This window comes from Pseudomonas sp. UMAB-40, from assembly GCF_900095275.1.
Taxonomy (GTDB): Bacteria; Pseudomonadota; Gammaproteobacteria; order Pseudomonadales; family Pseudomonadaceae; genus Aquipseudomonas; species Aquipseudomonas mandelii_B.
Window position 1 is genome coordinate 272,347 of the sequence record NZ_LT607553.1, and the last position, 26,924, is coordinate 299,270.

18 protein-coding genes and 1 pseudogene are annotated in these 26,924 nt (G+C 59.0%); 7 read left to right on the forward strand and 12 right to left on the reverse strand.

The genetic code is table 11. From position 1 onward, the window contains the following. Positions 1-67: 67 nt before the first annotated feature. From K0F88_RS05905 to K0F88_RS05935, 7 genes are all read right to left on the reverse strand, one after another. On the reverse strand, positions 68-553 hold the full coding sequence (locus tag K0F88_RS05905; protein WP_219094548.1) for a hypothetical protein: 486 nt from the start codon (positions 551-553) through the stop codon (positions 68-70). 129 nt (positions 554-682) lie between these two features. After that, positions 683-1,336, reverse strand: coding sequence for a lysoplasmalogenase (locus tag K0F88_RS05910; protein WP_219094549.1), 654 nt, complete (start codon positions 1,334-1,336; stop codon positions 683-685). Between the two features lie 2 nt (positions 1,337-1,338). Then, complete coding sequence (locus tag K0F88_RS05915; RefSeq protein WP_094470831.1) at positions 1,339-1,731, reverse strand: protease inhibitor I42 family protein; 393 nt, start codon at positions 1,729-1,731, stop codon at positions 1,339-1,341. A gap of 190 nt (positions 1,732-1,921) precedes the next feature. Then, positions 1,922-4,339 carry an endopeptidase La gene (gene lon, locus K0F88_RS05920; RefSeq protein ID WP_219094550.1) on the reverse strand — a complete coding sequence of 806 codons (2,418 nt, stop codon included), beginning with the start codon at positions 4,337-4,339 and terminating at the stop codon, positions 1,922-1,924. A gap of 256 nt (positions 4,340-4,595) precedes the next feature. After that, positions 4,596-4,973 (reverse strand): DUF6124 family protein, encoded by a 378-nt coding sequence (locus K0F88_RS05925; protein ID WP_219094551.1) that lies wholly within the window; start codon positions 4,971-4,973, stop codon positions 4,596-4,598. A gap of 499 nt (positions 4,974-5,472) precedes the next feature. After that, a complete protein-coding gene (locus K0F88_RS05930; RefSeq protein WP_219094552.1) occupies positions 5,473-7,884 on the reverse strand; it encodes a glucose/quinate/shikimate family membrane-bound PQQ-dependent dehydrogenase in 2,412 nt (803 codons plus the stop codon). Positions 7,885-8,034: 150 nt separating this feature from the next. Further along, positions 8,035-9,417 (reverse strand): carbohydrate porin, encoded by a 1,383-nt coding sequence (locus K0F88_RS05935; protein ID WP_094470836.1) that lies wholly within the window; start codon positions 9,415-9,417, stop codon positions 8,035-8,037. 283 nt (positions 9,418-9,700) lie between these two features. Here K0F88_RS05935 and K0F88_RS05940 point away from each other — a divergent pair, with 283 nt between their 5' ends. Further along, on the forward strand, positions 9,701-9,931 hold the full coding sequence (locus tag K0F88_RS05940; protein WP_007903672.1) for a VF530 family DNA-binding protein: 231 nt from the start codon (positions 9,701-9,703) through the stop codon (positions 9,929-9,931). 2 nt (positions 9,932-9,933) lie between these two features. Continuing rightward, positions 9,934-10,608 (forward strand): Pr6Pr family membrane protein, encoded by a 675-nt coding sequence (locus K0F88_RS05945; protein ID WP_094470838.1) that lies wholly within the window; start codon positions 9,934-9,936, stop codon positions 10,606-10,608. A 121-nt stretch (positions 10,609-10,729) separates the two neighbouring features. On the opposite strand, the gene K0F88_RS05950 is transcribed toward K0F88_RS05945, so the two are convergent. After that, positions 10,730-11,515: a siderophore-interacting protein gene (locus tag K0F88_RS05950; RefSeq protein ID WP_219094553.1), complete on the reverse strand. Its 786-nt coding sequence runs from the start codon at positions 11,513-11,515 to the stop codon at positions 10,730-10,732. Further along, positions 11,512-12,090 (reverse strand): PadR family transcriptional regulator, encoded by a 579-nt coding sequence (locus K0F88_RS05955; RefSeq protein ID WP_010457769.1) that lies wholly within the window; start codon positions 12,088-12,090, stop codon positions 11,512-11,514. The genes K0F88_RS05950 and K0F88_RS05955 overlap by 4 nt, the downstream gene beginning before the upstream one ends. 508 nt (positions 12,091-12,598) lie before the next feature. On the opposite strand from K0F88_RS05955, the gene K0F88_RS05960 reads away from it, so the two are divergent. The 5 genes from K0F88_RS05960 to K0F88_RS05980 all read left to right on the forward strand — a co-directional run bounded on the left by K0F88_RS05960 (position 12,599) and on the right by K0F88_RS05980 (position 18,262). Then, positions 12,599-13,090, forward strand: a complete 492-nt coding sequence (locus tag K0F88_RS05960) for a CS1 type fimbrial major subunit (RefSeq protein ID WP_094470841.1) — start codon at positions 12,599-12,601, stop codon at positions 13,088-13,090. Positions 13,091-13,204: 114 nt separating this feature from the next. Continuing rightward, on the forward strand, positions 13,205-15,727 hold the full coding sequence (locus tag K0F88_RS05965; protein ID WP_219094554.1) for a TcfC E-set like domain-containing protein: 2,523 nt from the start codon (positions 13,205-13,207) through the stop codon (positions 15,725-15,727). A gap of 38 nt (positions 15,728-15,765) precedes the next feature. Continuing rightward, the gene (locus K0F88_RS05970; protein ID WP_094470843.1) at positions 15,766-16,506 is read left to right on the forward strand and encodes a pilus assembly protein; all 741 of its coding nucleotides are present in this window, start codon (positions 15,766-15,768) and stop codon (positions 16,504-16,506) included. A 5-nt stretch (positions 16,507-16,511) separates the two neighbouring features. Further along, positions 16,512-17,000: a CS1 type fimbrial major subunit gene (locus K0F88_RS05975; RefSeq protein ID WP_094470844.1), complete on the forward strand. Its 489-nt coding sequence runs from the start codon at positions 16,512-16,514 to the stop codon at positions 16,998-17,000. After that, a complete protein-coding gene (locus tag K0F88_RS05980) occupies positions 16,997-18,262 on the forward strand; it encodes a hypothetical protein (RefSeq protein WP_219094555.1) in 1,266 nt (421 codons plus the stop codon). The genes K0F88_RS05975 and K0F88_RS05980 overlap by 4 nt, the downstream gene beginning before the upstream one ends. A 44-nt stretch (positions 18,263-18,306) precedes the next feature. Here the strand turns inward: K0F88_RS05980 and K0F88_RS05985 are convergent, their stop codons facing one another. The 3 genes and pseudogenes from K0F88_RS05985 to K0F88_RS05990 form a co-directional block, all read right to left on the reverse strand. Continuing rightward, positions 18,307-22,356 carry an NEL-type E3 ubiquitin ligase domain-containing protein gene (locus K0F88_RS05985; RefSeq protein ID WP_374039708.1) on the reverse strand — a complete coding sequence of 1,350 codons (4,050 nt, stop codon included), beginning with the start codon at positions 22,354-22,356 and terminating at the stop codon, positions 18,307-18,309. 24 nt (positions 22,357-22,380) lie between these two features. Continuing rightward, positions 22,381-23,374, reverse strand: a pseudogene (locus K0F88_RS32945) (dermonecrotic toxin domain-containing protein); the annotation flags it as partial. A gap of 150 nt (positions 23,375-23,524) precedes the next feature. Beyond that, positions 23,525-26,641, reverse strand: coding sequence for a transglycosylase domain-containing protein (locus K0F88_RS05990; RefSeq protein ID WP_219094556.1), 3,117 nt, complete (start codon positions 26,639-26,641; stop codon positions 23,525-23,527). Between the last annotated feature and the right edge of the window lie 283 nt (positions 26,642-26,924).

A 26,924-nucleotide genomic window follows, 5' to 3' on the forward strand; every position in this document is an offset into this window, starting at 1 on the left:
TTTGGAACAGACAAATGAATGACCAGATCGAGAAGCGGAACGTGGTCATTCATTGTTTAGCGCGAGATTATGAAGTACGCATGAAAACGTTGAGCTCGGCTTTGCCAACGATGTGCAACTCTTCGGTCCTGCGATCTTTGCCTTTGAAGTCAAAGTCGATGATGTAGCGCAATGCCTCGGAGTTGCTCTGGACTACTTCGACGGTAATAGTGCCGCTTTCGGGTTTGTAGACGTATGCAGTCGTAAAGTCGTCGTTTGCTCCAGATTCAAAATACTGGAATCTGTGAAATGGAAAGTTAGAGTTTGCGGGTGAATAGGTGCCGGACTGAATGGCACTGGAAAACTCAAGCATCATCCCTTTTTTTGAATCGACAAAGCCGCTTTCATAGGAGCGACCAATATAGCCAATCAAATCACTGTTGTTGTCTTCATAGAACTGGATGTTTTGAGTCTGTAATTTCACGCGGTTTGAAACGGTGGCGTTAATTTCGCAATTGACGGAGATAAGGGTGTCCATTGCATTAACGGAATTTTTGCTTTTGAAAAAATTCATGATTTCTTCCTTGGTTTACATTCGTGGTGGGATAACGCCACCGGAATAGTAAGTAGGCTTGAAAATCTGAACTACTGTCAGGTATGACAGGTTTTTATAACGTTTCGAGATGGCTTATCGATTTTATAGTTATGAGATCTGGTTAAGCTGCTGTTTGTTTTTATTAAATGCCGAGGCGGCGATACCCCATTGTCCCAGCCAGTAACTGAGGATGATCACATAGGGCGCCGCTTCGAACGGCAGCACGAATCGATTGATGCCAATGACGCTGTCGGAAAATACAAACGCCACCGCACCGGCCGCCGCCAACAGCGCCGAGCGTTTGGGCACGTCGGTCCCGAGCCGGGCCAGCGCCCGCCAAAGCATCGCGCTGATGGCCAAACCGTAGACAATCACCGGGATCAACAGAGGGCCCAGTCCGTGGGAAATCAAAATCCCAAGCAGCACCGCGCCAACCCCCAGGGCAATCACCAATGGCAACAACGCCAACCGCCGGCAATCGCTAAAGTAAGCTTTCAGATACGCCAGGTGGGCGACCAAAAAAGCCCCAAGGCCAAACACAAACAAATCCCCCGGCCACGCCAGCAACACATCGCCGAGCAGGGAGAAAATCAATCCAAGGCTGATCCAGCGCCGATACTCACTGGGCGGTGCGTCGTGCAACCAACCGAGCAGGGCCAATACCGGCAACGGTTTGACCAGCAGGCACAGCAGCGCGGCATGCACGCTCAATCCATACAGAAAGGTCACTGCGCCCATCAGCGCCAGAATCAGCCAGCCCACGATCAGTTAACCGCAATCGCGCAGTCGAAGGTTTTCACTGCCGGCACTTCTGGTGCCCATGGCTGTGAATAGGTCAAACGCAACCGGCCTGTACCGGTGGCAAACGCCTGAAAGCGCCAGGTCGAAATGCCCGCACTGCCGACGATCCCGGCGTCTTCCGGGTTGCTGTAGACCTCGGGGCTGAGCGCATGCAGCACGCCACCGGCCGAATCCTGGATCGACCAGCGATAGCCCGTGGTCGGGTTGCTCGGCAGGGTCAGGATCAGGTTCTGTCCGTTGCGCATCTGCAGCGGGCATTCGCCTTGTTTTTCCACGGTCACGTTCTGTTTCGGTTGCGTGGCGCAGGCGGCCAGCAGGGAAAGGGCGAGGGGGACAAACAGGCGAGTGGGGGACATAAGGTCAGCGGCTCCGGCGTTCACGACGAACGGCGAGCATAACTGAAGATGAGACAAAGTGTGACAACGACGGGGGAGTCGGCGGTGTGAGTGCCGACGCCTTCGCGGGCAAGCCTTGCTCCTACAGAGTGTGCGGTCCGTAGGAGCGAGGCTTGCCCGCGAAGGCGATGGTGCAGGCACTCCATGACTGTCAGAACAGGATTTTCGCCACATCCGCAAAACGCTTGGCAAAGTGCACGGTTATCCCTTCCTTCAGATAGTCCGGCAGTTCATCAAAGCTCCCACGGTTAGGCTCTGGCAGAATCAACTCGAAAATCTTCTGCCGCCGCGCCGCGATCACCTTCTCGCGCACCCCGCCAATCGGCAGTACATGCCCGGTCAGCGTCAGCTCTCCTGTCATGGCCACGCCTTTTTTCGGCGCCTGGTTGCGGGCGAGCGAGAGCAGGGCGCTGGCCATGGTCACGCCGGCGCTCGGTCCGTCTTTCGGGGTGGCGCCTTCCGGGACGTGCAGGTGGACGAAGGCTTCGTCGAAGAATTTCGGATCACCGCCAAACGACTTCAGGTTGGAGCTGACGTAGCTGTAGGCGATTTCCGCCGACTCTTTCATCACGTCGCCCAGTTGCCCGGTGAGTTTGAAGCCACGGTTCAACGTGTGGATGCGCGTGGCTTCGATCGGCAGAGTTGCACCGCCCATGCTGGTCCAGGCCAGGCCCGTGATGACGCCGGTGCCGGACAGCACTTGCTCATTGCGGAACACTGGATGGCCGAGCGAGGCTTCGAGGTCTTTCGGACCGATTTTGATCACCGCTTTTGGCTCGTCGATCAATTTCACCACGGCTTTGCGCACCAGTTTGCCCAGTTCTTTTTCCAAGTGGCGCACCCCGGCTTCGCGGGCGTAACCATCGATCAAGGCTTTCAAGGCGCTGTCGCTGATGCTCAGGCTGCCTTTGGACACGCCAGCCTTTTCCAGCTGCTTGGGCCAGAGGTGACGCTTGGCGATGGCGATTTTTTCTTCGGTGATGTAACCCGACAGGCGAATCACTTCCATCCGGTCCAGCAATGGGCCGGGAATCGAATCCAGGGTGTTGGCGGTGCAGACGAACAGCACTTTCGACAGGTCCAGACGCAGGTCCAGGTAATGGTCAAGGAATTCGACGTTCTGTTCCGGGTCCAGCGTTTCCAGCAGCGCCGAGGCCGGGTCGCCCTGGTAGCTCTGGCCCATCTTGTCGATTTCGTCGAGCATGATCACCGGGTTCATCACTTCGACGTCTTTCAACGCCTGCACGAGTTTGCCCGGCTGCGCGCCGATGTAGGTGCGGCGATGGCCCTTGATCTCGGCTTCGTCGCGCATGCCGCCAAGGCTGAAGCGGTAGAACGGCCTGCCAAGGGATTCGGCGATGGACTTGCCAACGCTGGTTTTGCCCACGCCCGGTGGGCCTACCAGCAAGACGATGGAGCCGCTGATCTCGCCTTTATAAGCACCGACCGCGAGGAATTCGAGGATGCGGTCCTTGATGTCGTCGAGGCCAGCGTGGTGTTTGTCCAGCACCTTGCGTGCGTGCTTGAGGTCGAGTTTGTCCTCGCCGTAAACGCCCCACGGTACCGAAGTTGCCCAGTCGAGATAGTTGCGGGTGACCGCATACTCCGGCGAGCCGGTCTCGAGGATCGACAGCTTGTTCATTTCCTCTTCGATGCGTTTTTGCGCTTGGGCCGACAGCACTTTGCCGGTCAACCGTTGCTCGAACTGTTCGAGGTCGGCGCTGCGGTCGTCTTTAGTTAGCCCCAGCTCTTGCTGTATGACCTTGAGCTGTTCCTTGAGGAAGAACTCGCGCTGATGTTCGCCGATCTTGCGGTTAACTTCAGCGGAAATTTCCTTTTGCAGGCGCGCGACTTCGACTTCCTTGCGCAGCATCGGCAGGACTTTTTCCATGCGCTTGAGCATCGGCACGCAGTCGAGCACTTCCTGCAGTTCGCTGCCGGTGGCCGAGGTCAGAGCGGCGGCGAAGTCGGTCAGCGGTGACGGATCGTTGGGGCTGAAGCGGTTGAGGTAGTTCTTCAGCTCTTCGCTGTACAGCGGGTTGAGTGGCAGCAGTTCCTTGATCGCATTGATCAGCGCCATGCCGTAGGCCTTGACCTCGTCGGTCGGCTCGGTGGGCTGATGCGGGTACTCGACTTCCACCAGGTACGGCGGGCGATGGTGTTTGAGCCAGGTTTTGATGCGCACCCGGGTCAGGCCTTGGGCGACGAATTGCAGTTTGCCGTTTTCGCGACTGGCGTGGTGCACCTTGACCAAGGTGCCGTACAGCGGCAGGGCCGAGGTGTCGAAATGGCGCGGATCTTCCTGGGGCGTGTCCATGTAGAACAGGGCCAGGGAGTGGTGATCGGATTTGCTGACCAGATCCAGGGTCTCAGCCCACGGTTCTTCATTGACGATGACCGGCAGCACTTGGGCCGGGAAGAACGGGCGGTTGTGGATCGGGATGATGTAGACCTTGTCCGGCAGGTTCTGGCCGGGCAGGGCGAGGCCTTTGCCGGTGGAGTGGTGTTCGGCGTTCTCCGGGTCGGCGTATTCGCTCGGGTCTTCGGGGAATTCTTGCTGGTCGCTCATGGGGCACCTGCGCAATGGGGTATGGGTCTTAGATGGGGCAGGTGGGGGGTGGTTTCAATGGGGCAGGATATTTCTGGGTGTGTGTTCAGGGTTTGGACAGGTGCTTTTGACTTGGCGGCCTGACAGCCGACCAATATCTTGCTGATGCACCCAATTCTATTGTGGGAGTGAGCCTGCTCGCGATGGCGGAGTGTCTGCCAACATCAATGCCAGATGTCAGACCGCAATCGTGAGCAGGCTCGCTCCCACAGGGGGATTAGCTGTGCGGCGGAGGTTTTGGTATGGCGACGTTATCGAGCATCCGGTTCACCGCCAGTTCGGCCAGCATGACGATTTGCTGAATGGCCATCGCCTTGTGCCGGTGCGGGCCTTCCAGATAGTCCGAGAAATCACTCGCCATTACACTAGCCTGGGCCAATGACTCGCAGGTGTGGGCCAGCAGGTCTTCGTCTTTGATGTCCGGTGCGATCAAAAACATGGTGCTGGGTTTGCGCATTGCAGGGGATTTGAGGGCCGCGGGGTTGAGGTAGTGATCCAGCGCGCGCTCGGCGGCTTCGTTGAGTTTTTTGGAATCGAGGGATTCGTAGGGGGAAACGTCGTCGGTTTGCGGGGGATTCGGGGTTTCTTTGAACATGATGAAGCTCCATTCGGGGACAGGGAGTTCGCCACGACTGCGACCAAGCAGTTGGGTGGCGAACCGTACGCAGGTTGGTCGACCAGGGAATGGAACCCGGCAGGGCCGAAGCCCTCCCACGCACAGCTCGCCATAATGCAAGCACGAAAAGTGCGCCATTCTAAACCTGGGCGACCAAACCCGGCCGCTGAATTTGCAGCGACCGCAAAAGCCTATCCCCCCGGCTTCTGACACGACAACCGCTAGAACTTGTCAGAATCCTCCTCCAGAACAGCAACGGCTGTAGGACGTTGGCAAATAAATTCAGGCCTGACGCGACCCAATGTGGGAGCGGGCTTGCCCGCGATGGCTGTTTAACATTCAACGCATGTGCTGACTGATACACCGCCATCGCGGGCAAGCCCGCTCCCACATTGGATCTGCAGTGTGGCGAAAATGGCACCCACAAAAAAGGCGACCCCCTCGCAGGAGTCGCCTTTCCTTTAACTGCCGCTACAACTTATTCCGACAGTTTGTACGCAATCACATAGTCACCCTGCTTGGTGCCCAGCGACCCATGACCGCCAGCAACAACGAGCACATATTGCTTGCCGTCTTTACCGGTGTAAGTCATCGGCGTGGTTTGCGCGCCGGCGGGCAGGCGGCCTTCCCACAGTTGCTTGCCGTTTTTCACGTCGTAGGCGCGCAGGTACTGGTCGAGGGTGCCGCTCAGGAAGCCAACGCCACCGGCGGTGGTGAAGGTGCCGCCCAGGCTAGGCACGCCCATGCTCAGCGGGATCGGAACCGGTGAGCTGTCGCGCACGGTGCCGTTTTTGTGTTTCCAGATGGTTTTTTGGGTGGTCAGGTCGACCGCGGCCACATAACCCCAGGCCGGCGCCTGGCACGGCAGGCCCATTGGCGAGAGCAGGGCTTCGAGGACGACGCCGTAAGGCGCGCCTTTGTTCGGCTGCACGCCTTCGGTTTCGCTTTTACGCGGGCCTTGGGCGGCGATTTCGGCGGCCGGGATCATTTTCGATTTGAACGCCATGTAGCTCGGGTTCACGAAAGCGATCTGACGCACCGGGTCAACCGAGATGCCGCCCCAGTCGAACACGCCGAAGTTGCCGGGGTAAACAATCGAACCCTGCAGCGATGGCGGCGTGAACGGGCCGTCGTAGCGCATGGATTTGAAGTCGATCCGGCAGATCAGTTGGTCGAACGGGGTCACGCCCCACATGTCGCGCTCTTGCAGCGGCGGCGGCATCAGGTTGAGGTCGGACTTCGGTTGGGTCGGCGAGGTGTGATCACCAGCGACAGCGCCTTGGGGCACCGGCACTTCGTTGATCGGCACAATCGGCTTGCCGGTGCTGCGGTCCAGCACGTAGATGCTGCCTTGCTTGGTGGACGCGAGCACCGCTGGCTTCACGCCGTCAGCGGTTTTCAGGTCCATCAGGGTTGGCTGACCACCGACGTCCATGTCCCACAGGTCATGGTGGGTGAACTGCATGTGCCAGCGCACCTGGCCGGTCGCGATGTCGAGGGCGGTCAGGCCGGCGGCGTGCAGTTCCGATTCAGGCGTGCGATCGCCACCGAACTGGTCCGGGGTCTGGTTGCCCATCGGCAGGTAAAGCATGCCGAGTTTTTCGTCGACGGCGAACATGGACCACATGTTCGGCGAGTTGCGGGTGTAGACCTTGCCTTCGGCAATCGGCGTGGTGTCGTCCGGGTTGCCGCTGTCCCAGTTCCACACCAGTTTGCCGGTGTGCACGTCGAACGCGCGGATCACGCCGCTAGGCTCGTCGGTGGAGACGTTATCGGTGACGTGGCCGCCAATCACCACCAGATCCTTGGTGACCGCTGGAGGTGAAGTGGAGTAGTAACCGCCGGCATTGAAGCCGCCGATATTGGCGGTCAAGTCGACCTGGCCTTTGTTGCCGAAGTCTTCACACATCTTGCCGGTGTCGGCGTCGAGGGCAATCAGGCGGGTGTCGGCAGTCGGCAGGAAGATCCGGCGCGGGCAGACGGTGCTGACCGGCGCAGGGCTGGCGGTGCCGGTCGGGCTTTGCTCGGACGCGTAGACGGCGTCATCGTGATAGGTCACGCCACGGCAAGTCATGTGCGCCCAACCCTTGAAGTTCGCCGCGTTTTGTGTGGAGAGCTTCGGATCGAAACGCCAGATTTCCTTGCCAGTGTCCGGGTCGAGGGCGATCACCTGGCTGTGCGGCGTGCAGACGTAGAGCATACCGTTGACTTTCAGCGGGGTGTTTTCGGCCGTGGTTTCACCCGGGTCGTTCGGCCCTGGCAGGTCGCCAGTGCGATAGGTCCAGGCGGGAACGAGCTTGTTCACGTTCTGCGGGGTGATCTGCGCCAGTGGCGAGTAACGATCACCATGAGCGCTGCGGCCGTAGGAATTCCAGTCACCGTCGGGCATGGCCGGGGCGGTGTTGGTCATGCCGGGCACGCTGTCGCGGTCCAGTTCGCCTTTGATTTCACCCGGGTTGGTGAACTGGCTGGCCAGTGCGGCAACGCCCGCGAGTACCACTGCCACGCTCAGTGCGCCAGTGCCCATCGGCGCAGGGCCGGTGATCAGCAACGGACGGCGGAACCACGGCAGCAACATGACGATGCCCAGCGCAAACAGCATCGCCAGACGCGGCACCAGTTGCCACCAATCGAGGCCGACTTCCCACAAGGCCCACACGGTACTGGCGAACAGCACCAGTGCGTAAAGGCCCAGCGCAGCACGGCGGGCCAGGATCAGCAGCACGCCGGTCAGCGTCAGACCGATACCGGCCAGCAGGTAATACAGCGAGCCGCCGAGCAGACTCAGCTTGATCCCGCCGGCCAGCATGGCCAGGCCCATTAGCAGAAGCAGAATGCCGAGCAGGGTCGGCAACAGACGGCTTCGACTCAAAGCACCATCAGTGCTCATAGTGTGGTTCTCCGTGACGTTTCAAGTAGTCCCGCGCAAGTTCACTGTAGATGACGATCCTGTGCGGGCATGGTTCAGATAAAAAAGGTTCGCTGACGCGATCCCTTGTAGGAGCCAGCAAGCCGGCTCCCACAGGGTTTGGTGGTGTTGTTAGAACGATGACTGGATTTTTATCCCGCCAATCAGCGCGTCATCGACCTTGTCCACACCACCGGGGTGGCGGATGTATTGCAGGTTCGGGCGCACGGTCAGCCAGTTCGTGACGTGCACGCCGTAATAGAGTTCGGCGCTGTATTCGGTGTCCTGGGGGGGCAGGAACGTAGGATCGTCGTAGTCATAAATGGCGCGGGCCTGATTGGTCGCTTCGGCGTTCTTGCGATAGGCCGGGTTGACGTGCACCCGGGCGAGGGCAAAGCCGATGTCGTCCTTGGCGCGCGCATCGAACAGGCCTTTGTAGACGACGCCGGCCTGGACATAGTTGTCGATGGCGTTGGTCTTCTTGTCGTGCATCGTGCCGTTGGCGAACACGCTCAGACCGCGCGAATTGTTGCTGGCGCGGCTGGTTATTTGTTGCTGAATACCCAACCACACGCCGTGCTTGCTCGACGCGCTGCGGTAAGCCTCGCCGCTCAGGGCGGCCGGCTGACCATTGCTGTCCTTGTAGGCATCCGTGGCCTTCGCGTTGCTGTAGTAATAACCGGCGCGGTATTCGCCGGGCAGGCCGTTGAGCTTCGGCGACCACACCAGTTCCACCGGCAAAATCGCGCCTTGGGTGCCGCTGCCGCTGAGCTTGAAACCATTGTCGCGATCGAGGTTCGACGGGTTCTGCTCATACGCGCCGATCTGTGCGTAGAGCTCCGGCGTCAGGTGATATTTCACGCGCATCGCCCACTGGCTCACCGGCCAGTTGTACCAGATGCCACCGACCCAGTTGCCGACCTGCGAGCCGCAGAACGCCAGGTTCTGGAAGTCGCACGGGAAGCTGTTGAAGTCCTCGCCTTCGCCAAAGCGGCCGACCTTGATGTCGAGGTTCTGGTCGAAGAATTTCTGCTGATACCACATCTGTGTCAGGCGCCAGGTTTGCCCACGACCCCAGACTTCCTGTGCCGAAGTGAAACCGCCCACACGCGGATCGTTGATGCGGTCGTTGCTGATGTTGTTGCCGTTGCGCTCGGTGATGGTCAGCTGAAATTCGGCGTCGTCCCAGCCCAGAATCTTTTGCAAATCCAGGTGCGTGCCGAAACCAAACTGGTCGCTGTAGCGCGCGGTGCGGTCGTGGTCGTAGCCGCCGTGCAGATTGCTGCCCATTTCGCCGGTGTAATCGACTTTGAAGTCGTAGCCTTTTTCCGAAAGTTCGGTGCGCGTGCCGTTCCAGTCGCCGAGCATCCAGGGCGACTCGCTATCGAAGGCGGAAGCGGCCTGGGTGCATGTGGCCAGGCTCAACGCGGTGAATCCACCGATCAGGTTCAGGGCTTTTCGGCTGGCAATAGCGGTGCAGACAGCGCTGTCTCGCGGAGTTGGGAAATCAGGCATAGAGAAGGAATTCTTGATCTTTTTCTGGGGGATGAACGGAAAGCGGCACTATGTCGCGGGCAGATGAAGCGTTTCAGCTTGACGGGCGCAAGGATAATGTCCTGTTACAAATAGAGAAAGCGCTTTTAGTGACATGAATTATTTCGTATTTGGTAACAGTGCCGGGCAGCGTTCCGTTCAACGTCACCTACATTTACCAGAGAGCGCACATCGCGCTTCCACCCGGCCACACCCTCGGCTAAGGTGCGCGGCTTCCCATCCTGACATCGCTCGAAGGCCCGGCATGACCGAACAGAACAACAACCCGCTGCACGGCGTGACGCTGGAGCAAATCCTCAACGCCCTGGTTGAACATTACGAATGGTCGGGGCTGGCCGAGCGCATCGATATCCGCTGTTTCAAGAGTGACCCGAGCATCAAGTCGAGCCTGACCTTCCTGCGCAAAACCCCGTGGGCGCGGGAGAAGGTCGAACGCCTGTACGTGAAGCTGATGCGCACCAAGCGCCCGCTCTGAACATGGGCCCCCTGTCGACGCCAGGATCTGCCGCGAGGCGTCGTTTTGTGGCGGTGGCCGCCGTGTTGGGCTGGGCCGGACTGGCGATTCAGCTGTACTTGATTCTGTACTCGCGCTGGACGCTGGAAGCTAGCTTGATCGGTGGGCTGCTGAGCTTTTTCAGCTACTTCACCGTGCTGACCAATACGCTGGTGGCGACCGTGCTGACCTGTGAATGGACGTCCCGTGAGTCGGCGGCGCGACGCTGGTTTTTGCAGCCGTGGGTCAGCAGCGCGATTGCCGTGAGCATCGTGGTTGTCGGCCTGGCGTACAGCCTGTTGTTGCGCCACTTGTGGCATCCCGAAGGCTGGCAGTTGCTGGCCGATGAGTTGATGCACGACGTCATGCCGCTGCTGTTTCTGGCGTATTGGTGGTGGGGCGTGCCCAAAGGCACTTTACGGCTGCGACATATCGGGTTGTGGGTGATTTATCCGCTGGTGTACTTCGCCTATTCGCTGCTGCGTGGGCATGAGTTGGCGGTTTATCCCTATCCGTTCATTGATGTCGCCACGTTGGGTTATCCACAGGTGTTTTTGAATGCGGGGGGATTATTGGTTGGGTTTGTTGTTGTTGCGCTGGTGTTGATCGGGCTGGATCGGTGGCTTGGGCGTGGTGCCAGGCGTCAGCATTTTTTGTGATTGAGCCATCGTCATCGCAAGCAAGCTCGCTCCCACATGGGATCGATTGTGAACAAAAGACTTGTGAACAGCCGAGACACCTGTGGGAGCGAGCTTGCTCGCGATGAGGCCCATAAGCCGATCACTCCTCGTCGCTGTCATCCGCCCGCCAGTAACCCACGGCTTTGACGAACTGCTCATTCAATCCGTGCTCATCCAGCAACACCCGGCGGATCTGCCGTGACACCTTGGTCTCGGTCGCCACCCACGCATACAGATTGCCGCTCGGCACGTGCAGTTGCTTCACGGTGGTCAGCAAATTGTCTTTACCACCGTCACGCAAGACCCAGATCACATTGACCTGCGCGGCGCTTTCCAGACGTTGCTGCTCGGCGCCGTTCTCCACTTCCACAATTACCAGCGCACGACGATTGGCCGCCAGACCTTCAAGCCGGCGGGCGATGGCGGGCAGGGCGGTTTCGTCGCCGATCAGCAAATAGCTGTCGAACATGTCCGGCACGATCATCGAGCCACGCGGCCCGCCGATGTGCAGGAACTGGCCGGGCGTGGCCTGCTCGGCCCAAGTCGAGGCAGGGCCATCGCCGTGCAGCACGAAATCGATGTCCAGTTCCAGAGTGTCGAGGTCATAGCGACGCGGCGTGTAGTCGCGCATTGCCGGCATCGGCCCGTTGTCTTTGCCGGCGCCGAGCACCAGGGTTTCCAGTGCGGCGTGTTCGGCCGCATTTTGCGGGAACAGCAGTTTGACGTGGTCGTCCGTGCCCAGGCTGACAAAGCCGGCCAGCTCCGGGCCGCCCAAGGTAATCCGGCGCATCCGCGGCGTCAGGTCAACCACCCGCAGCACTTGCAGGCGGCGACGTTTGATTTCATGCATGACACGGTGAATGGATTGCACGATCACTTCAGTCATTCGGCTTTCTCCTGAACGGGTTGAACGGCAGGGCCATCGACGATGGCTTTGGCGGTGTTGTTGAGCAGGTCGCGAACCCGCAGGATTTCTTCCGGGCTCCAGCGGCCGTGATGCATTTGCAGGGCGTGACGCAAGTTGTGCACCGCCTCGTGGATCTCGGCCGGGCGATCATGGCCGCGCAACGAGCGCTTGCTGACCTCGATGCGCATTCGCACGCCGTCCAGCGCAATGGCCTGTTCGGTCAACGACAGCCGTCCGGCGTCGGTGATGGTGTAGCGCTTTTTGCCGCCCTCGGCGTCGCCCAGGATCATTTCGCTTTCTTCGAGAAAGGTCAGGGTCGGGTAGATCACACCGGGGCTGGGGCAGTAGGCACCGTCGAACATGCTTTCGATCTGGCGGATCAGGTCATAGCCGTGGCAGGGCTGCTCGGCAATCAACGCCAACAGCAGCAGTTTCAGGTCGCCGGGGGCAAACACCCGGGGGCCACGGCCACCGCGTTCACGGCCGGGGCCCGGGCGTTTCTCGAAGCCGTCGCGGCTGTCGCTGTGGTCTCGATGGGAATGATGGTCTCTCATTTTTACGTCTTCTCTCGTCGTGTTTAGATACAACTTAAGATATATCTTTAGACGAGCGCAAGCGTTCTGGACCGACGGTCGGCCTCGTGGTCGCTTGGGGCCAGATGCCATCAGGGACGAGGAGTCCTGCGTGATTGCTCTTTTAGAGTAATTAAACTAATCATGGAAGTTTATCGATTGATAACTATTCCACTATCATGAGATAAGTAGGTCCTGTCTTACGGAAGTTTTATTAGTTTATATCTGTGTGCTTTTTCAGTTAAATCTGTGTGTAGTATTTTTCTGAGGGTAAAACAATCAAGTTGGCGTTTTTTTTAACTTTTTCCTATTGTTCGAACGCCATTGTTACTACGTGTTCTTCGGAAGTTACGTACTTACTTTTTCAAGAGATTGGACGATCATCTTCTGGTGTCGAAAGTTAAGCGAAATAGCCATCAGTGCGAGGGGTTAAGTTCGCTTGTTTAGACTTTTCTCGGCCCAATCCTTTGAAAAAGACAGGTACTCAATAATGTTCAAGAAGTTTGCAATCGCCGTTCCGATGACCCTCCTGGCCCTGAGCGCTTCGATGGCGTTCGCTGCTGAAGAATCGCGCACCTCCATCAACATTACTGCGGATATCCCAAGCAAGGTCTTCCATGCCCAGCCTGTGAACCCGGACTTCGGTAAAGACGAGAAAATGCAATACCTCGTTGGGGTCGGCGACCTGGCAGAGGTCCGTGGCACCTATGATATTCAACACACCAATGGCTCGGTTGGCGCTTATGTCGTCGGCGGTCCTACCCCGCTGTTCAACGGTAATCCAACCTTGAACATTCCTCTGACGTACACCTTCAATGGCAAGGTGCTGACGGCCGAATCCCAGGAAGTGGTAGGTGACGTCGAGTCCAACGGTGGCATGCGCGCCGACCTGGTCATCAAGGCCGCGAAGCCGACCAACGCCCAGGTGGGTCTCTACACCGCCAACCCGGTCGTCATTTTTGATGCCATTCCGCGCATCTAAATCAAGGCGCGTTCTGTAAGTAAGTTCTGTCTTACTTGCCAACGTTCACCGATCGATAGGGTTGCGTTCCTGTCGATCGGGTTTCAACGAATTTATCTTCAGAGTATTTCGTTCATGTTCCCGATGACTCCCATCGCGACGGCACTTGCCCTATGTTTTTGTGCAACTGCCCTGGCCGCGCCAGCGGACAACGGCCACACACCCCGAAGTTTGCTTGCGCAAGCAAAGGGTCTACCGAGCGAGTTCGAAGAGCACTTCTTTGATGTGCCGCTGGCGGTGCGCGTGGAACTTGACCAACAGTTTCTCGGTGAGGCGATGGTCGTGTTGACCCGCGATGATCGCATCACCCTCGTTGACTTCGCCGATGTCAGCGACAGCACGATCAAACCCAGCGAGCGTGACATCTGGGCCAATTACCTGAAACAAGGCGTGGTGCTGGGCGCCTGCCAGGCCGATTGCCCCGAACAGCTGCTGGCCGTGCACTACAGCCTGGAAAACTCGCTGGTGTCGATCCTCACGGAAAACGCCGAGCGCGATGATCAGGTGCAGCGCTATTACAACCAGCCCGAAGGCGGCAGCACCGGGTTGATCGTGCGCAACCAGCTGAACCTCAATGGCGGTCAGAACCAGGACCTCGGCGGTCGCTACGGTCTGGAAGCGAGCAGCAGCCTGGGCAACTGGACCCAGGCGGTGAACATGCAGTTGTCCCGCCTCGGCGGTGTGGACAACCAGACTTATCACGCGGTGCACGAGCTCTTCACCCAGCGCGAACTGGAAGGCAATTTCCTGCGCCTGGGCTTGTTCACGCCCACCTCGGAAGGGCTGACCCGCCAGCCACGCTCCTTCGGCGCCAGCCCCGACACCGCAGTGGGTGTCATGTACGGCAGCTCCGACAGCCTGGCCATCAACAACCCGAAACCGGCGGTCTACCCGATCTACGTCACGGCCAATCGCCAGGGCTCGGTGGAGATCTATCGCGACGGTTTGCTGATCAACACTCAGGCGATGCCGGCCGGTTTGCAGACCCTTGATACGCGGCCATTGCCCGGCGGCATCTATGAAGTCGAAGTGCGGCTGATCGAAGACGGCCAGATCACTTCGAGCACTCAGGAACTGGTCTACAAACCCAACAACTGGAGCAATCATGACGAGCGCTGGCGCTACAACCTGTTCGCCGGGCGTGAATCGAAGATGCTCAGCAACTGGGATGAGCAGGCCGACGGCGACATGACCGCTGGCGCCGCGTTCAACTTCCTGCTGCACCCACGGGTGATCCTCGGCCTGTCGGGTCGGCAAGTGAAAGACACCCTGCAATACGGCACGTCGGTCGACTGGGCCATCGTCAACAACGCCAGCGTCTTTGCCAACGTCTACAAGACTCAGGACTACGGCACCGGTTTTGACGTGCAGGGGCTTTACTCCTACGGCAGCGGCAGCCTCGTCGCCAGCCATAACCGCAGCTGGCTCGACACCACGCGGCTCTACGACACCCTGCCCGACGGCACGCGCGTGCGGCAGCGCAACGTATTTATCGGCCAGACCAGCAACTCGTCGTTGTCGGTGAATCATCGACTCACCAGCAAAAGTTCGGTCAATGCCCGGGTGTCCCACAGTGAAGGCAACACCGAAGGCGTCGGCGTGGACCTGGGCTGGACCCAGCGCGCGCAACTGTTCGGCAGCGATGCCAATTGGCGCCTGTCACTGTTCGACAGACCGGGCAGTTTCAGCTCGGGGAATGATCGAAACCGTGGCCTTGATCTGAGCGTGAGCGTCGCGCTGGGTGGTCCGGGAGAACAGCTGTCCGGCAGCATCGGCACCCGTACCGATCGTGACGGCGGGCGCGACAACAATGCCTCGATTACTTACCGCAAAGACTTGCAGGACCACCTGCTGCAAAGCGTTTCCGCCACGGCCATCACCGACACCTATGGCATCGGTTTGAATGCGCTGGCGACGATGCAATCGGACCTGGCCAACGCTGACGGTTTTATCCAGCGCTCCTCTTACAACAACGACCTCACCGGCGGCCTCAACCTCGACAGCACCGTGGCGGTCGGTGGGCAAAAAATGATCGTGACCAGCCAATACCACCGCAACGGCGCGGGCATGATCATCGATGTCGAGTCGGACATCGACGACATCACGTTGCGCGCCGACGATTTGAGCGGCGGCAGCGCGGTGCTCAAGCCCGGACGCAATTTCGTGCCGATCACGGCTTATAAAAGCAGCTCCGTCAGTTTCGATTTCGAAGGCAACCATGTGCCTGCCGCGACCATCCAGCCGGCCCGTTCCAGCTATCACCTGAACAAGGGCGGCGTGGATTATCGCCAGATCCGCGTGATGCGAACCCTCACCGTCCTCGGCCGCCTGATCGACCCCCAGGGCAACCCGCTCAAGGGCCATCACATCATCAACCACGCCAGTCGCGGGGTGAGTGAAGTGGACGGCTTCTTCTCCATGGAAATGAACGCCTGCTCACCGACCCTGGAAGTGCGCTACGGCAATCAGTTGCTGTGCCAGTTCCGTCTGGACCCGAGCAATGGCCGCACGGAAAACAACGTGCTGATGATCGGTGATCTGCGCTGCACGCCCGACACGTTGGCGGACCTGACGCTCGAGACGCCGACGGCAGGTTGATGCCCGGCACCACGCACTTTTTTATGAGGTAAATGACGATGAAACGTCGGTTGGCACTGATTGGTTTTTGTTTGTTCACCCAGACGGCACACGCCGGGCCGAGCATCAATATCGGCACCGTTTACGACTACCTGGACGGCGACAAAAGTACCTTTTTGAAACGCGTCTACAACGGCGGCGACAGCACCGCTTTCGTCAAGGTCAACATCCTTGAAATCCTCTACGACGCCGATGGCAAATCCCGGGAAGTGCCGCTCCAGTCCAATGCCGACGGCAAATCCCGGGATGGCTTGATGGCCAGCCCGGCGCGGCTGATCGTGCCCGCCAGTGGCATGCAAGGCACGCGATTGCTGTACATGGGCGAGCGCGACAAGGAGCGCTATTTCCGCGTGCGTTTCGTGCCGGTGGTGCCCGAGAAAGAAGACGAATTTGCGGTCTCCGGCGAGGAACGTGAGGAATACAAGAAAGCCCTGTCCGCCGGGGTCACGGTGCTGGCCGGTTATGGCGCGGTGTTTTTCGTTCGTCCCAAGGACCCGCGTTACGCCAGCGTGATCGAGAACGAGGCGACCCGATACCGGATCCGCAATACCGGCAACACCGTGGTGGTGATCGACGAGTTCAAGGATTGCGCGGTCAAGAACGACCAGGACTGCCAGCCGACCACCAAGCATCACATTCTGGCCGGCCGCAACTTCGAGTTCGAGAAACAGGCAGGCCGCGAGTACCGCTTCACGTTGGTTGAAGGCGAAAGCCGCAAGAAACTCGATGTGAAAGGCTGATGACTATGTTCAGAAAACTGACCGTCCTGATGATGTCGGTAATGGCCTGCCATTCAGCGTATGCCGCCCGCGAAGTGCAGCACTTCGAAGTGTTCGTAACGATCCCGAGCCAGGCGTTTTATGTCATTCCCGCAGACCCCGACTGGATTCACCGCGAACAGCCATTGCCGTGGAACCTGACGACCTCGACCCTGGGCAGCTTGCGCAAGTATTTCGACGTGAAGAATGAAGCCGGCTCCATCGAAGCCCGCCTTGAGGGCAGGCCGTATTTGTCCAACGGGACGGATGCCCATGACATTGGTTTGCGCGTGCTGTTCAACGGCCATGTGCTCAATGAGCTGGACAGTCGCGAGGTGGTGTCAATGAGTGATGCTGCGCCGGGTAAACGGGTGTTGCTGGAGATCGTGCCAATGCCGCCTGTCGATGGGGTTTATAAACCGGGCAGCTATTTTGGCAGCGTGAATATGGTCTTCAATGCGGTACTGCCAAAATGAAGCGTTTATTGAAGAAGCGATCAGTCCGGGCTCGGAATGGGTTTGTATTGACCAGTCTGTTGTGCGCTGTGTTTTCGATGCCTGCAGAGGCGGTGGTGGCAGAGATCACGGCGGAGTTCGTGCCGGATTCGGCCAAACCGCAGAACAATAAATTCGTCAACAAGACGCCCTCTGAGGGGTTCTGTCGTCAAGTTCCAGAGACCTGTGCGCGCTATCAACTTTTCAGTCTTGTCGCGCCTATATTGTTCACGGCCAATGCGCCGATTCTTGCCAATCACGCGGACCCGCGCCAGGGCGGCATGGCCCGGGTACCCTCTGAATGGAGAGAGGTGCGTGTTACACATGAATCGGGCGATTCAAAAGTGCTTTCCATACGGATCGGGGGTATTGGTCACGAAGCGTCCATTCCCCGTCCAATCACCGACATTACGGGAGGCGGTTGGTGGGATCAGATGTGGCAGGGAGGGGGCTGGGTGTATGCGCCTGCGCCGTGTCTGGGGGTCGGTAACGCGACTGCGGGACCCGTTGGCTACAACAGTTTCTGGAGAGTCCCGGTGGGGGCGGGCGTATGCAGCAAAAAGGCGCTGTTCGACATCCCGATGTCCTTTAAGTATCTGTATTTTGTGTACGCCTATGAACTGCGCACGCCCGATCCGCTGAACATGGCCGCGGGTAAATACACAGGCTCCATTACCTACATGGTCGGTCCTCGTCAGGATTTCGACATGGGTGATGTCATGATTCCCAATGACAACCAACTGACCCTCAACTTCTCCCTGGATGTTCGGCACACCCTCAAGGTCGAGATTCCCCCCGGTGGCAATCGCATCGAACTGGTCCCGCAGGGCGGCTGGCAAGCCTGGCTGACGCAAGGGCGCAAGCCGACGCGGTTGTTTCGTGATCAGACGTTCAATCTCTCTTCGTCGAGCCGCTTCAAGATGAGCCTGGATTGCCAGTACAGCGAAGATGGCAATCGCTGCTCGGTACGCGACCCGGTTTCCGGTCATGTCGTGCCGCTCGACGTCAGCCTGACCTTGCCCAGTGGCTTGGTGGATGCCGCCGATCAGCCGGTCAGTCGCCGGCCATTGCGGCGCGACGGTATGGGTACCGAGTTGTTCCAGCCACGCTTTTATGTCGATCGCAAACCGGGAACGTTGCATTTCGAGATTACGCAGGATCAAGTCGGCGAAATGCTCAAGCCCGGTGTCGCGAGAACGTACTCGGGCACTGTCACGGTGATCTGGGATTCGGAAATGGGTTAAGGGTTGAACCCTGATGCATCACCCGATGCATCAGGGGTTGCCGATTACGGCTGTGCGTCTTTTTGCAGCGCTGCGCGGGTGAGTTTTCGGCTCAGCTCTTTTTCTTCGTAGCCCATGTCGTGCAGCAATTGGCCATAGACCTCATCAGTCATGTCTTCATCGGTCAACACCACACTCTCATCGACATCCAGGCGCCGGGCGAGGTCTTGCAGGCGCTGTTTGAGTGCTCGTCGTTGTGCAATCTGCTGGCCTTTGGAGCGGGCCCAGGCGTGTTGAACTTCGCGTAACTCATCCAGCAATTCGCTCTTGGTTTCGTAAAACAGGGCATTGCGCCGGAACTCGTTCGGGTACGTGTCCTGCAGGTATTTCTGCCAGAACGGCTGTTCGATCATGTCGTTGATCAAGCCATCGCCGGCCTCCATGGACATCACCGTATCGAAGGCGGTGTCGAGGGTGTTGGCGTCCACGCCGGCCGTGGGACGATACAGCATCGACTCCGATTGCCAAGGTAAACCGAGGCGTTGAGCCAGGCCGGTTTCGTAGGCGAGGTACACCTCGACCTCATCCGGATTGCCTGGCCGACTGCCGAAGTCGGCACGGGCAATGTCATCCACGCGGGCGAGGCGAGCGGCACCTCTGGCCAGGTTCACCAGTTTGCTTTCAAGGACGGCGTTGGATGTCGACAAGGCATAAGCTTCGGAGGCGAGCACCTTGATGCCCATGTGGTTGAACACTTGGGCTCCGGCATCGGCGCAGGTGGTGGGCGCCTTGGCCATTGCGAACAGATCCTTGCGCAACTCGGTGTCCAGGTCGATGGCTTCAATCATGCGCCAGACCCGGTTGCTGAGCTGTTGACGCAATTCACCACCGGCCGTGTAATCGGCCGAGCGGGTCTGTTTCTGGATCAAGGCAAAAAAGTCTTCGGAGCCAGGCTCGGTCATCAAGTCGTGCCAGGCTTCCTCTCGAAAAGTACCCAGCCCTGAGACTTGGTTACTCCACCATACCGAGTCGTCATTCATGGGCCACAAGTACATCGCGTCGCGTGCCGCATTGGCGTAGACCTGCTTGGGCGAGATGCCGACTGACCGTCGATACGCTTTGAAAGTGATCAGGTTGGCGTCCGAGAGTTGCTTTTCGTACAGGCGGGTCCGCGCCAGGAGGAAGGCGTCCTCCGAGCCGGGCACGACTTTCGGAATGACGCTGATCGGGTTCTCCTGCAAATCCAGAAAGAAGCCGCGCGGTCGACGTTTGTTGAAGGGCCCGAACAGGCCATCGGGCCAGGTGGTGGCCCCGGTGTTGCTCAAACTCAGGATTCTCAGTCTGGGCATGCGTCCAACGTCCGGGAGCAGGCCCAACCGCTTGTTGTCATCGAGCCTGAGGGTTTCCATGCGGGTCAGGTTTCGCAGTTGCTCGACAGCCGATGGGGTCAACGTGATGTCGTTGTTCATTAACCGCAAAGTGCGCAGGTGGTGCATCTTGCCGATGGTGTCGGGAAGTCGCGTCAAGCCGCAGCTGCGGGCGCTCAGTTGCCGCAGATGAGTGAAGTCCCCTAACAGGCCTGTGGCGGATTCGGATAGGTGCGTGCGGTCCAGATTCAAGGTGCTGATCTGATCGAGGTAGTGCTTGATATCCGGCAGGTCCTTCCACCAACGTTCGAGGTCGTACATCCCGAACTCTGTGGACAGGTCCAGCGCATAACCGCCGTCGGCCGTGATACTGCGTTCACCAAAGACCGTGGGCTTGCGTTTGAAACAGTCGATGAACCGCTCGGCAAGGTGCAAGCCGCCACTGTTGACGAACCCGCGTTGATCCGGGCCCCAGGTATCCGGCTGCTGGTATCGCCAGCGATTGAACAGCACACGCAAGTCATCCAGTTCGCGGTCCAGTCGGGTCAGTGTCTGGTGACCTTGCTCCTGCGAACCCAGGGATCGAACGAAGGTATCGACCTCGCGTTCGTTGAAGTGGGGGTAGATATCCTGCACCCGTTCGGTGAGCGTGGGGGCGGTTACGGAGAAACCGGGACCGCGCAACAGCATCATGTCTTCATGGTCAGCCTGCGGACGGATCGGCGGTGCAGCGAGCGCGGTACGACGCTGCGCCGGTGTCTCGGTCTTCGCCATCACCCATTGCTTGAAAAAGGCGCCCTGGCCCGGCCGATAACCCAGCTGCGCCTGTTTGTTTTTCGGCAAGGCGTTGAGCACGGCGTCGTAAAAATCAGCGGCGTCGTGCAGTTTGTGGTTGTCGCCGTCCCAGACTTCGAACCGGTTGACATCATCCTTGACCAGCACCCGGACCATGGACGCGTCCTCGGCCCCCACACGGCTGCGCAAGGGGCCGGAATCGTTGCCTTCGCGAACCTCGATGCGCATTTGCGCGAAGGTGTCGGTATGAATCCTCAAGGCGTTCAGTACCAGGCTCTCGGTTTCCTCCACCCACTGCGCGCCGTCGTGGAAGCCTTCATAGGCATGGTTGGTCCGGGCTTCGAAGGCTTCCCGCGCTCGGCTTTTCAGGCTGAGTGGCAGACGTTGCTCCTGGGTCATGCGCTTGAGGTCGGTCGCGTCGGCACTGCTCAGCAACGTCGCTGCCGCACGGGACGGCAGTTCGGGATATGAGTGGCGTAGGAGTCGCAACTGCGGGTCGTCAGACGCCTGGGCACCTTGGTAAAGCTGATTGACGATGTCCGCGTCCATTCGACTGGCTTCATCCGCCAGTCGATTACGCAACGCTTGCACTCGTTCACTTTTGGCGGTGGACCTACCGAGCACGGCTTGCAGCTCTTCTTCGCTGAGAAACTCGACAAGGTCTGGCGCAAATCGGTCGCTCATGAGGTTGGACAAACTGGTGGACAGCGTCTGCCCGTCGCTCGCATCGGCATTGCCGTACTGGCGGAACCGGCCGCTCGTGTCGGCGTTTTCGTAGACCTTCAGGGCTTTATCCGCGGGCCAGCCCTCCAGGTAAGTCGCCAGCGGTTCAAACCAGTAGGAGGAAGGATCCAGAGGCTGACCCGAGCGAATCCTTTCAATCGCCTGACGGGTCTGGCGCTGGATGTTCAAGCGGGTGAGGCTGTCGTCCAGTAACGGGGGCGGGGCCGTGTTGTCGACGTACATCCGGCGCAGCGCACCGTCGTCGGTGCCGCTGGCGATGCGAACGTCTTCGAGCTGCGCGTCACTGAAGCCCTCCACGGAGTGGCCGAGACGGCGCATCAGCGTCGGGCGATCCCAGGTTCGCGGGGTCTCGGCTTCATGAGTCCAGGCGCCGAGGTCGTTGTGTTTCAGCTCGGGCAGATAAGCATTCTCGCGATGCGGGTGTTTGACGCGGTAGTTGCCGGTTTGCGGATCCTTTTGCACGGCGTAGTGCTTGTCATCCAGTGGCAGAACATCCTTGCCTTCGTGGACATGCAGCCCCAGCGCGTCGGGTCTGGAGTCCGGCGATAACTGCACATCGGACAATTCATAGGGTTTGAGGTCGGGGTGCCACAGCCGGTGTTCGCCGTTGGGCAGGGTGACCGGTTTCATGCCTTCGATCAGCGGCGACAGTTTCAGGCGTGCCAGTGCACCGATCTGCGCACCGGCGGCAAAGGCCGCGAGCTGAAGAAAATCCGTGGCCACGCCGATGATGTGTTCGGTGGCTTCGGTCCACAGCCCCAGTGTCATGTCGACGATGCCTTCGATGGCGTCACTGGCCATCTGATAAGCCATGTAGCCCATCATCAGCTCACCGAGTCCGGGAACGAACGGCGTGACGACCATCAGGGCGATGTTGAAGATGTCCGAGGCTATTTTCTTGAAGTTCTCCCACCAGGCCCATCGGGCGTTGGTATCGGCATCGGCGGTGGACACGGCGATGTGTCGGGCGTCATTGAGAACCTTGTTGAGTTTTTGCTCAAACAGGTACTGCCAGAGTTCGCCGGTGAGCGGTGCGGTGTTGAAGTGCAGATGAGGGTCAGTGACGGCCACTTCCCGCCAGCTCGGCCTCTGGTCCAGCGGCTCTTTCTGATGCCATTTCACTTGGAACAGACGTTGTTGCAGCCCACCGAAAAAATGCCCTCGATCGGATTGATCGACGAACCGGCTGAAGTATTGCTGGTAGGTCATGCCGGTGGACGGTATGACGTCGTTGTTACGTAACTGACGCGTCAGTTCATTCACGAACGCGAGGGTCGAGGGGTACTCTTTCAGCGGGTGCTCAGGGTCTTGAGGGACGTAAGCGAAGATCGGCACCACCTCACGGGTCCGGTCCAGATCCGGCGTAATCAATACGATTCCGGTCAGCAAGCTGTCGAGAATCGACAGGTTGGCGAATTGCATTATCCGGCCTTTGCGGGTGAGGTTGCGCTGGCCATCGAGCATCATCAGGATCAGGTCACAGCTATCGGCGTCGATGTCGCCCTTCAGGACGGCCAGTCTGGCGGCCGCTTTAAACGAGGCTTTCTCGCTCTCGACGATCTTGTGTTTCAAAACAGCCCGCACGAGGCCATCCCTGGGCCGCAACTGCTCTTCGAGGTATTTCGTGTAGCGCGCCAATGTCCAGCTTGCGACACAGGGTCTGAAACTGGGCGATGGACATGTTGCGTTTGATCGGCAGGATGTCGAAATGCCCGCGAGCATCGGGCTGGCTGATGAAGTCCGAGTCTGGTTCGCAGGTTTCCTTGCTCGCGAAGTTGTGCAGCGCCGCGTCCAGCAGTGAAACGATTCGGGTCACGGCACCGCCGAAGTCGGCTGAATACCAGGGAAGCTTTTTGGGTAGATAAAGATGCAAGTAAGTGGTCTTTACATCGACGTCGACACCGAACTGTTTCAGTAACGCCTCGGTCAGTACCGGTTCGGCGAATTCGTAAACGCCTTGTACCTTGTCCATGACCCGATCGACGGTGTTTTGAGCGGACCAGCGTTCGAAGTTGGCTTCTTGTAACGGCGTGTGATCGAAATCCCTGGTGGCCTGTACCCAATACCCTGAAGCCGTTTGTGTGAGGCTCAGCTCCCGAATTCGTCGCAGTGAAGCGTCCTTGAACGCGGGATGGAGACGGCTCTTGATGAAGTCGTAATGACGACCTTTATGGTCATCGGCCCCCGGTGTCGGTAGCGCTGATATACGTCCGTGTAAGTCAGTCATGCTTTTAATAAACCTTGAGCGTTAAGTGGAGTGACCAGCCTAACGCCCGAGGCTCAAAGTAAAAGCCTGAATTACCGCTGCTTAATCAGTGTTGGCCCCCCAAATGCATTGGAATTACCAATGCCGAAAATAACTAATTACCGCCTTTTTTCAGCGCCGCGCGACCTCCACCGGCAGGCATTGCGTATGCGCACCCGGTTGCAGATACGGCGTGAGAATTGGCGCCATGCCCTTGAGCACCTGCACGGGCAGCGCCGAAGTGAATTTGAAGGCTTCGGCAGTGCGCCCGGGCACGAAGGCGGTCAACGTACCGAAGTGACTATCACCGATGTAAAACACGAAGGTGGCCGTGCGGTTGATCGACTTCGAACTGAGAATCCGCCCGCCGGAACCAATGGCTTCGATGCGGTTATCCCCGGTCCCGGTCTTGCCGCCCATGGCCAAGGGTTTGCCATCGGGCGTGATGAAACTGCCGGAAACACGTTTGGCTGTACCGGCATCCACCACCTGCGACAAGGCCTCGCGCATGGCGGCAGCGACTTCGGACGGCATCACCCGTTTGCCGGCGTCCGGGTCATTGATCAGTTTGGTTTCGTAGGGTGTATTCGCCGCGAAATGCAGGGTGTCGATGCGCAATGTCGGCATGCGCACACCGTCGTTGAGGATGGTGCCGATCAGCTCGCCCAAGGCTGCCGGGCGGTCGCCGGAGCTGCCGATGGCGGTGGCCAATGACGGCACCAGGTGATCGAACGGGTAGCCGACTTTCTGCCAGCGCTGATGAATGTCGAGGAAGGCTTCGATCTCCAGCATGGTGCGAATACGGCTGTCGCGAGCGCCCTTGTGACGACTCTTGAACAGCCAGCTGTAGACTTCCTGACGCTCGAACTGGCTGGCTTTGACGATCTGGCTCCACTTCGCATCCGGGTTGTTCAGCAGGTAGCCCATCAGCCACAGGTCCAGCGGGTGAACCTTGGCGATGAAGCCCTGATCCGGCAAGTCGTAGGCGCCGGGGCTGTAATTCTCGTAGAGCCGTTGCAGGCGTTCGTCGGTGAGTTTTTCGGTGAGCTTGGCGCCTTTGAGGTGCGCACGCACAAAGGCGTTGAAGCTTTCCTGACTGGCCTGGGGCAGCAGATAACGGTGCACCGCCGCCATGCGAATCGGCGTCGGACGCATGCTGTCGAGGAAGGTATCGAGCCGCGCCTGGGTGTCTTTGTTTTTGTATTTTTTCCAGAACTTCAGCAGGAAAGAAGTGCCTTCGCGGTCGGCGAAATTGGCCAGGTATTCCTGACGCCGTGGGTCGCGATCGTCCTTGAGCAATTCGGCGCTGTTGTTGGGGCCCGAATACGTGGTGTAGCGCACCAGGTCACGCATCAGCCGAATGAACGGCAGGTTGATCGATTCGCGCAAGGCATCGCGCAAGGTCGGAATGCGACCGTTGTCTTCCTTGCGGAAGTTGACGAAGGTGTGCAACCCGCCGCCGGTGAAAAAGGCTTCGCCGGGGCTCGCCGAATATTTACGATCCAGCGCGGCGCCGAGCATGGCCGGCAGGTTGCGGTCCTTGTTCTCAATCAGGTAATCGACGGCCCAGCGACTCAGGCGGTCCTGATCCGGGACGTCGACTTTCTTCAGTTCCGGGATGGTCATCGCTGCGTACTTGTCGTGCAGCTCGGCCATGATTTGCAGGTAGGTGGTGAGCACGCGCATTTTCGCGGTAGAGCCCAGTTCCAGCTTGCTGCCTTCGTTGATGTCGAACGGCTGATCGGTGCTGTCGGTCTGCACCCGCACGCGCGCGCCGTCCGGTGTCAGCTCAAACAACGTGAAGCTGTAGCGCACCTGGGTGGTGCTGGTGGGGGTGAGCAAGCGTTCACCCATCAGACCGATTTGTGTGGCAAACACCGGGTCGGCCAGGTGCTTGAGGTATTCGGTGGCCTGGGTTTGCAAGTCGCCTTGCAGGGTGCTGGTGGCGGACAGGTCGAGGCGGTCGAGGTCGTACAGCGGACGGTTGAGCAGCCCGCCCAGACGACTGCGCGCCACGCTGATGCCTTTGTTGGTTTCAATCGGCTGAATGGTCGGCTGGGTCTGCCAGTCGCGGTAGGTCACCTTGCTGGCCAGGGCGGCGGTGGCGAAGGGCGCATCGATCACGCCATTCGCCGCCAGCAGGCGGATGTGGCTGTCGGTGAGGTCGGCCAGTTCATCGTGGCCTTTGGTCAGGTAGTGAGAAGGGCGGCGCTGGGCGATCATCAGCGAGAGCATTTCACGCAGGGCCAGGCCCTTTTCGGCCATGCTCTTGGGATCCGTGTCGGTGCTGGCCAGCCGTTCGTTGGCCTTGTTGAAATCGGCGCCGTACCAGACGCGCAACCCTTCAGCCATGCCATGCACTTCACCGTGCCCCGGCACTGCCGACAGTGGCACGCTGTTGAGGTAATCGCGCACCACATTTTGCCGGACCTGCAAGGTTTCCGGTCCCGCTTGATAAGCGCGCACGGTGGCGGAAATCATCTGCCGGATCTTTTCCGCGCCCGACACCGTCAGGCCATCAGGCGAGTGCCGGTATTTCTCCAGTTGCGTCGCCAACGTACTGCCGCCCGCCGACTGGCCCGGCAGGTGCATCAGCTTGGCAACCTGGGACCAGATCGCCATGCCGAACCGCGGCCAGTCCACAGCGGGGTTGGCCAAGGGTTGCTTGGGATCGAGCAAAAAGCGGTTTTCAATAAACAGCAGGCTGCTGACCACCACTGGCGGAATCGACTCAAAGCTTGAATACAGTTGTTGTGGGTATTTGTACTGGTACAGCGGAGCCGCACGGCAATCGGTAATCGATAGTCCAGCCTGGATTTTCTCCGCGTAGGGCACGAAAAAACCGTTGTCGGTGTAGTCCATCAGCTTTTGGGAAAAGCGGGTTTGTGACGCAATGACGTAGTCACGCTTGAGCAACCGCGGCAGAAACTCGCCCATCGAGCTGTAGCCCAGACGAAGGTCGAAAGGGCCTGCGCCCGGATAGCGAATCGCGTCGCTGGGGCCGGGTTTCATTTCGTAACTCAGGGAGGCGGCGAATTTGCTCACCTCGCGGGATTGAAACTTCGAGGTACGCATTTCCTTGGCAGCGGCAAGCCCCAGGACAATCAGGATAATAACCAGCAACAACCAAAACGCCCCCCAACCGTGCGTCGTGCGACTGCCAGGGGGTTTTTCAGGAATAGGCGCTTCATCCACACGTTCAGTCGGAACCACAGTTTTACTCGTATCGGTTTGCCATAACGCGCCCATAGTCGATTGATCCATTCACGCAGATTGATCGGACTTGTCTGAAGCTTAGTCGGTGGTTGGCGATGGTGAAAAAATTGTGGATGTACAGATCTCAAATATTCCCCATTTCCTGTGGAGAGGGAGCTTGCTCCCGCCGGGCTGCGAAGCAGACCCGAATTTGCCATCTCGGTCTTTCAGTCGAACCGCGATCACAGGTTTTGCGACTGCTGTGCAGCCGAGCGGGAGCAAGCTCCCTCGCCACAGGGTAGTGCCTGCCTGAAATGCCTTTGCTAGACACGTTGAA

Excerpts from the sequence above, each read along its gene's own strand:
- K0F88_RS05975 (WP_094470844.1), top strand. The coding sequence starts at position 16,512 with ATGTTCAGAAAACTGACCGTCCTGATGATGTCGGTAATGGCCTGCCAT.
- K0F88_RS05965 (WP_219094554.1), top strand. The coding sequence starts at position 13,205 with ATGTTCCCGATGACTCCCATCGCGACGGCACTTGCCCTATGTTTTTGT.
- K0F88_RS05915 (WP_094470831.1), bottom strand. The coding sequence starts at position 1,731 with ATGTCCCCCACTCGCCTGTTTGTCCCCCTCGCCCTTTCCCTGCTGGCC.
- K0F88_RS05945 (WP_094470838.1), top strand. The coding sequence starts at position 9,934 with ATGGGCCCCCTGTCGACGCCAGGATCTGCCGCGAGGCGTCGTTTTGTG.
- lon (WP_219094550.1), bottom strand. The coding sequence starts at position 4,339 with ATGAGCGACCAGCAAGAATTCCCCGAAGACCCGAGCGAATACGCCGAC.
- K0F88_RS05905 (WP_219094548.1), bottom strand. The coding sequence starts at position 553 with ATGAATTTTTTCAAAAGCAAAAATTCCGTTAATGCAATGGACACCCTT.
- K0F88_RS05930 (WP_219094552.1), bottom strand. The coding sequence starts at position 7,884 with ATGAGCACTGATGGTGCTTTGAGTCGAAGCCGTCTGTTGCCGACCCTG.
- K0F88_RS05985 (WP_374039708.1), bottom strand. The coding sequence starts at position 22,356 with ATGACCTACCAGCAATACTTCAGCCGGTTCGTCGATCAATCCGATCGA.
- K0F88_RS05990 (WP_219094556.1), bottom strand. The coding sequence starts at position 26,641 with ATGGGCGCGTTATGGCAAACCGATACGAGTAAAACTGTGGTTCCGACT.
- K0F88_RS05980 (WP_219094555.1), top strand. The coding sequence starts at position 16,997 with ATGAAGCGTTTATTGAAGAAGCGATCAGTCCGGGCTCGGAATGGGTTT.
- K0F88_RS05925 (WP_219094551.1), bottom strand. The coding sequence starts at position 4,973 with ATGTTCAAAGAAACCCCGAATCCCCCGCAAACCGACGACGTTTCCCCC.
- K0F88_RS05935 (WP_094470836.1), bottom strand. The coding sequence starts at position 9,417 with ATGCCTGATTTCCCAACTCCGCGAGACAGCGCTGTCTGCACCGCTATT.
- K0F88_RS05940 (WP_007903672.1), top strand. The coding sequence starts at position 9,701 with ATGACCGAACAGAACAACAACCCGCTGCACGGCGTGACGCTGGAGCAA.
- K0F88_RS05950 (WP_219094553.1), bottom strand. The coding sequence starts at position 11,515 with ATGACTGAAGTGATCGTGCAATCCATTCACCGTGTCATGCATGAAATC.
- K0F88_RS05960 (WP_094470841.1), top strand. The coding sequence starts at position 12,599 with ATGTTCAAGAAGTTTGCAATCGCCGTTCCGATGACCCTCCTGGCCCTG.
- K0F88_RS05970 (WP_094470843.1), top strand. The coding sequence starts at position 15,766 with ATGAAACGTCGGTTGGCACTGATTGGTTTTTGTTTGTTCACCCAGACG.
- K0F88_RS05955 (WP_010457769.1), bottom strand. The coding sequence starts at position 12,090 with ATGAGAGACCATCATTCCCATCGAGACCACAGCGACAGCCGCGACGGC.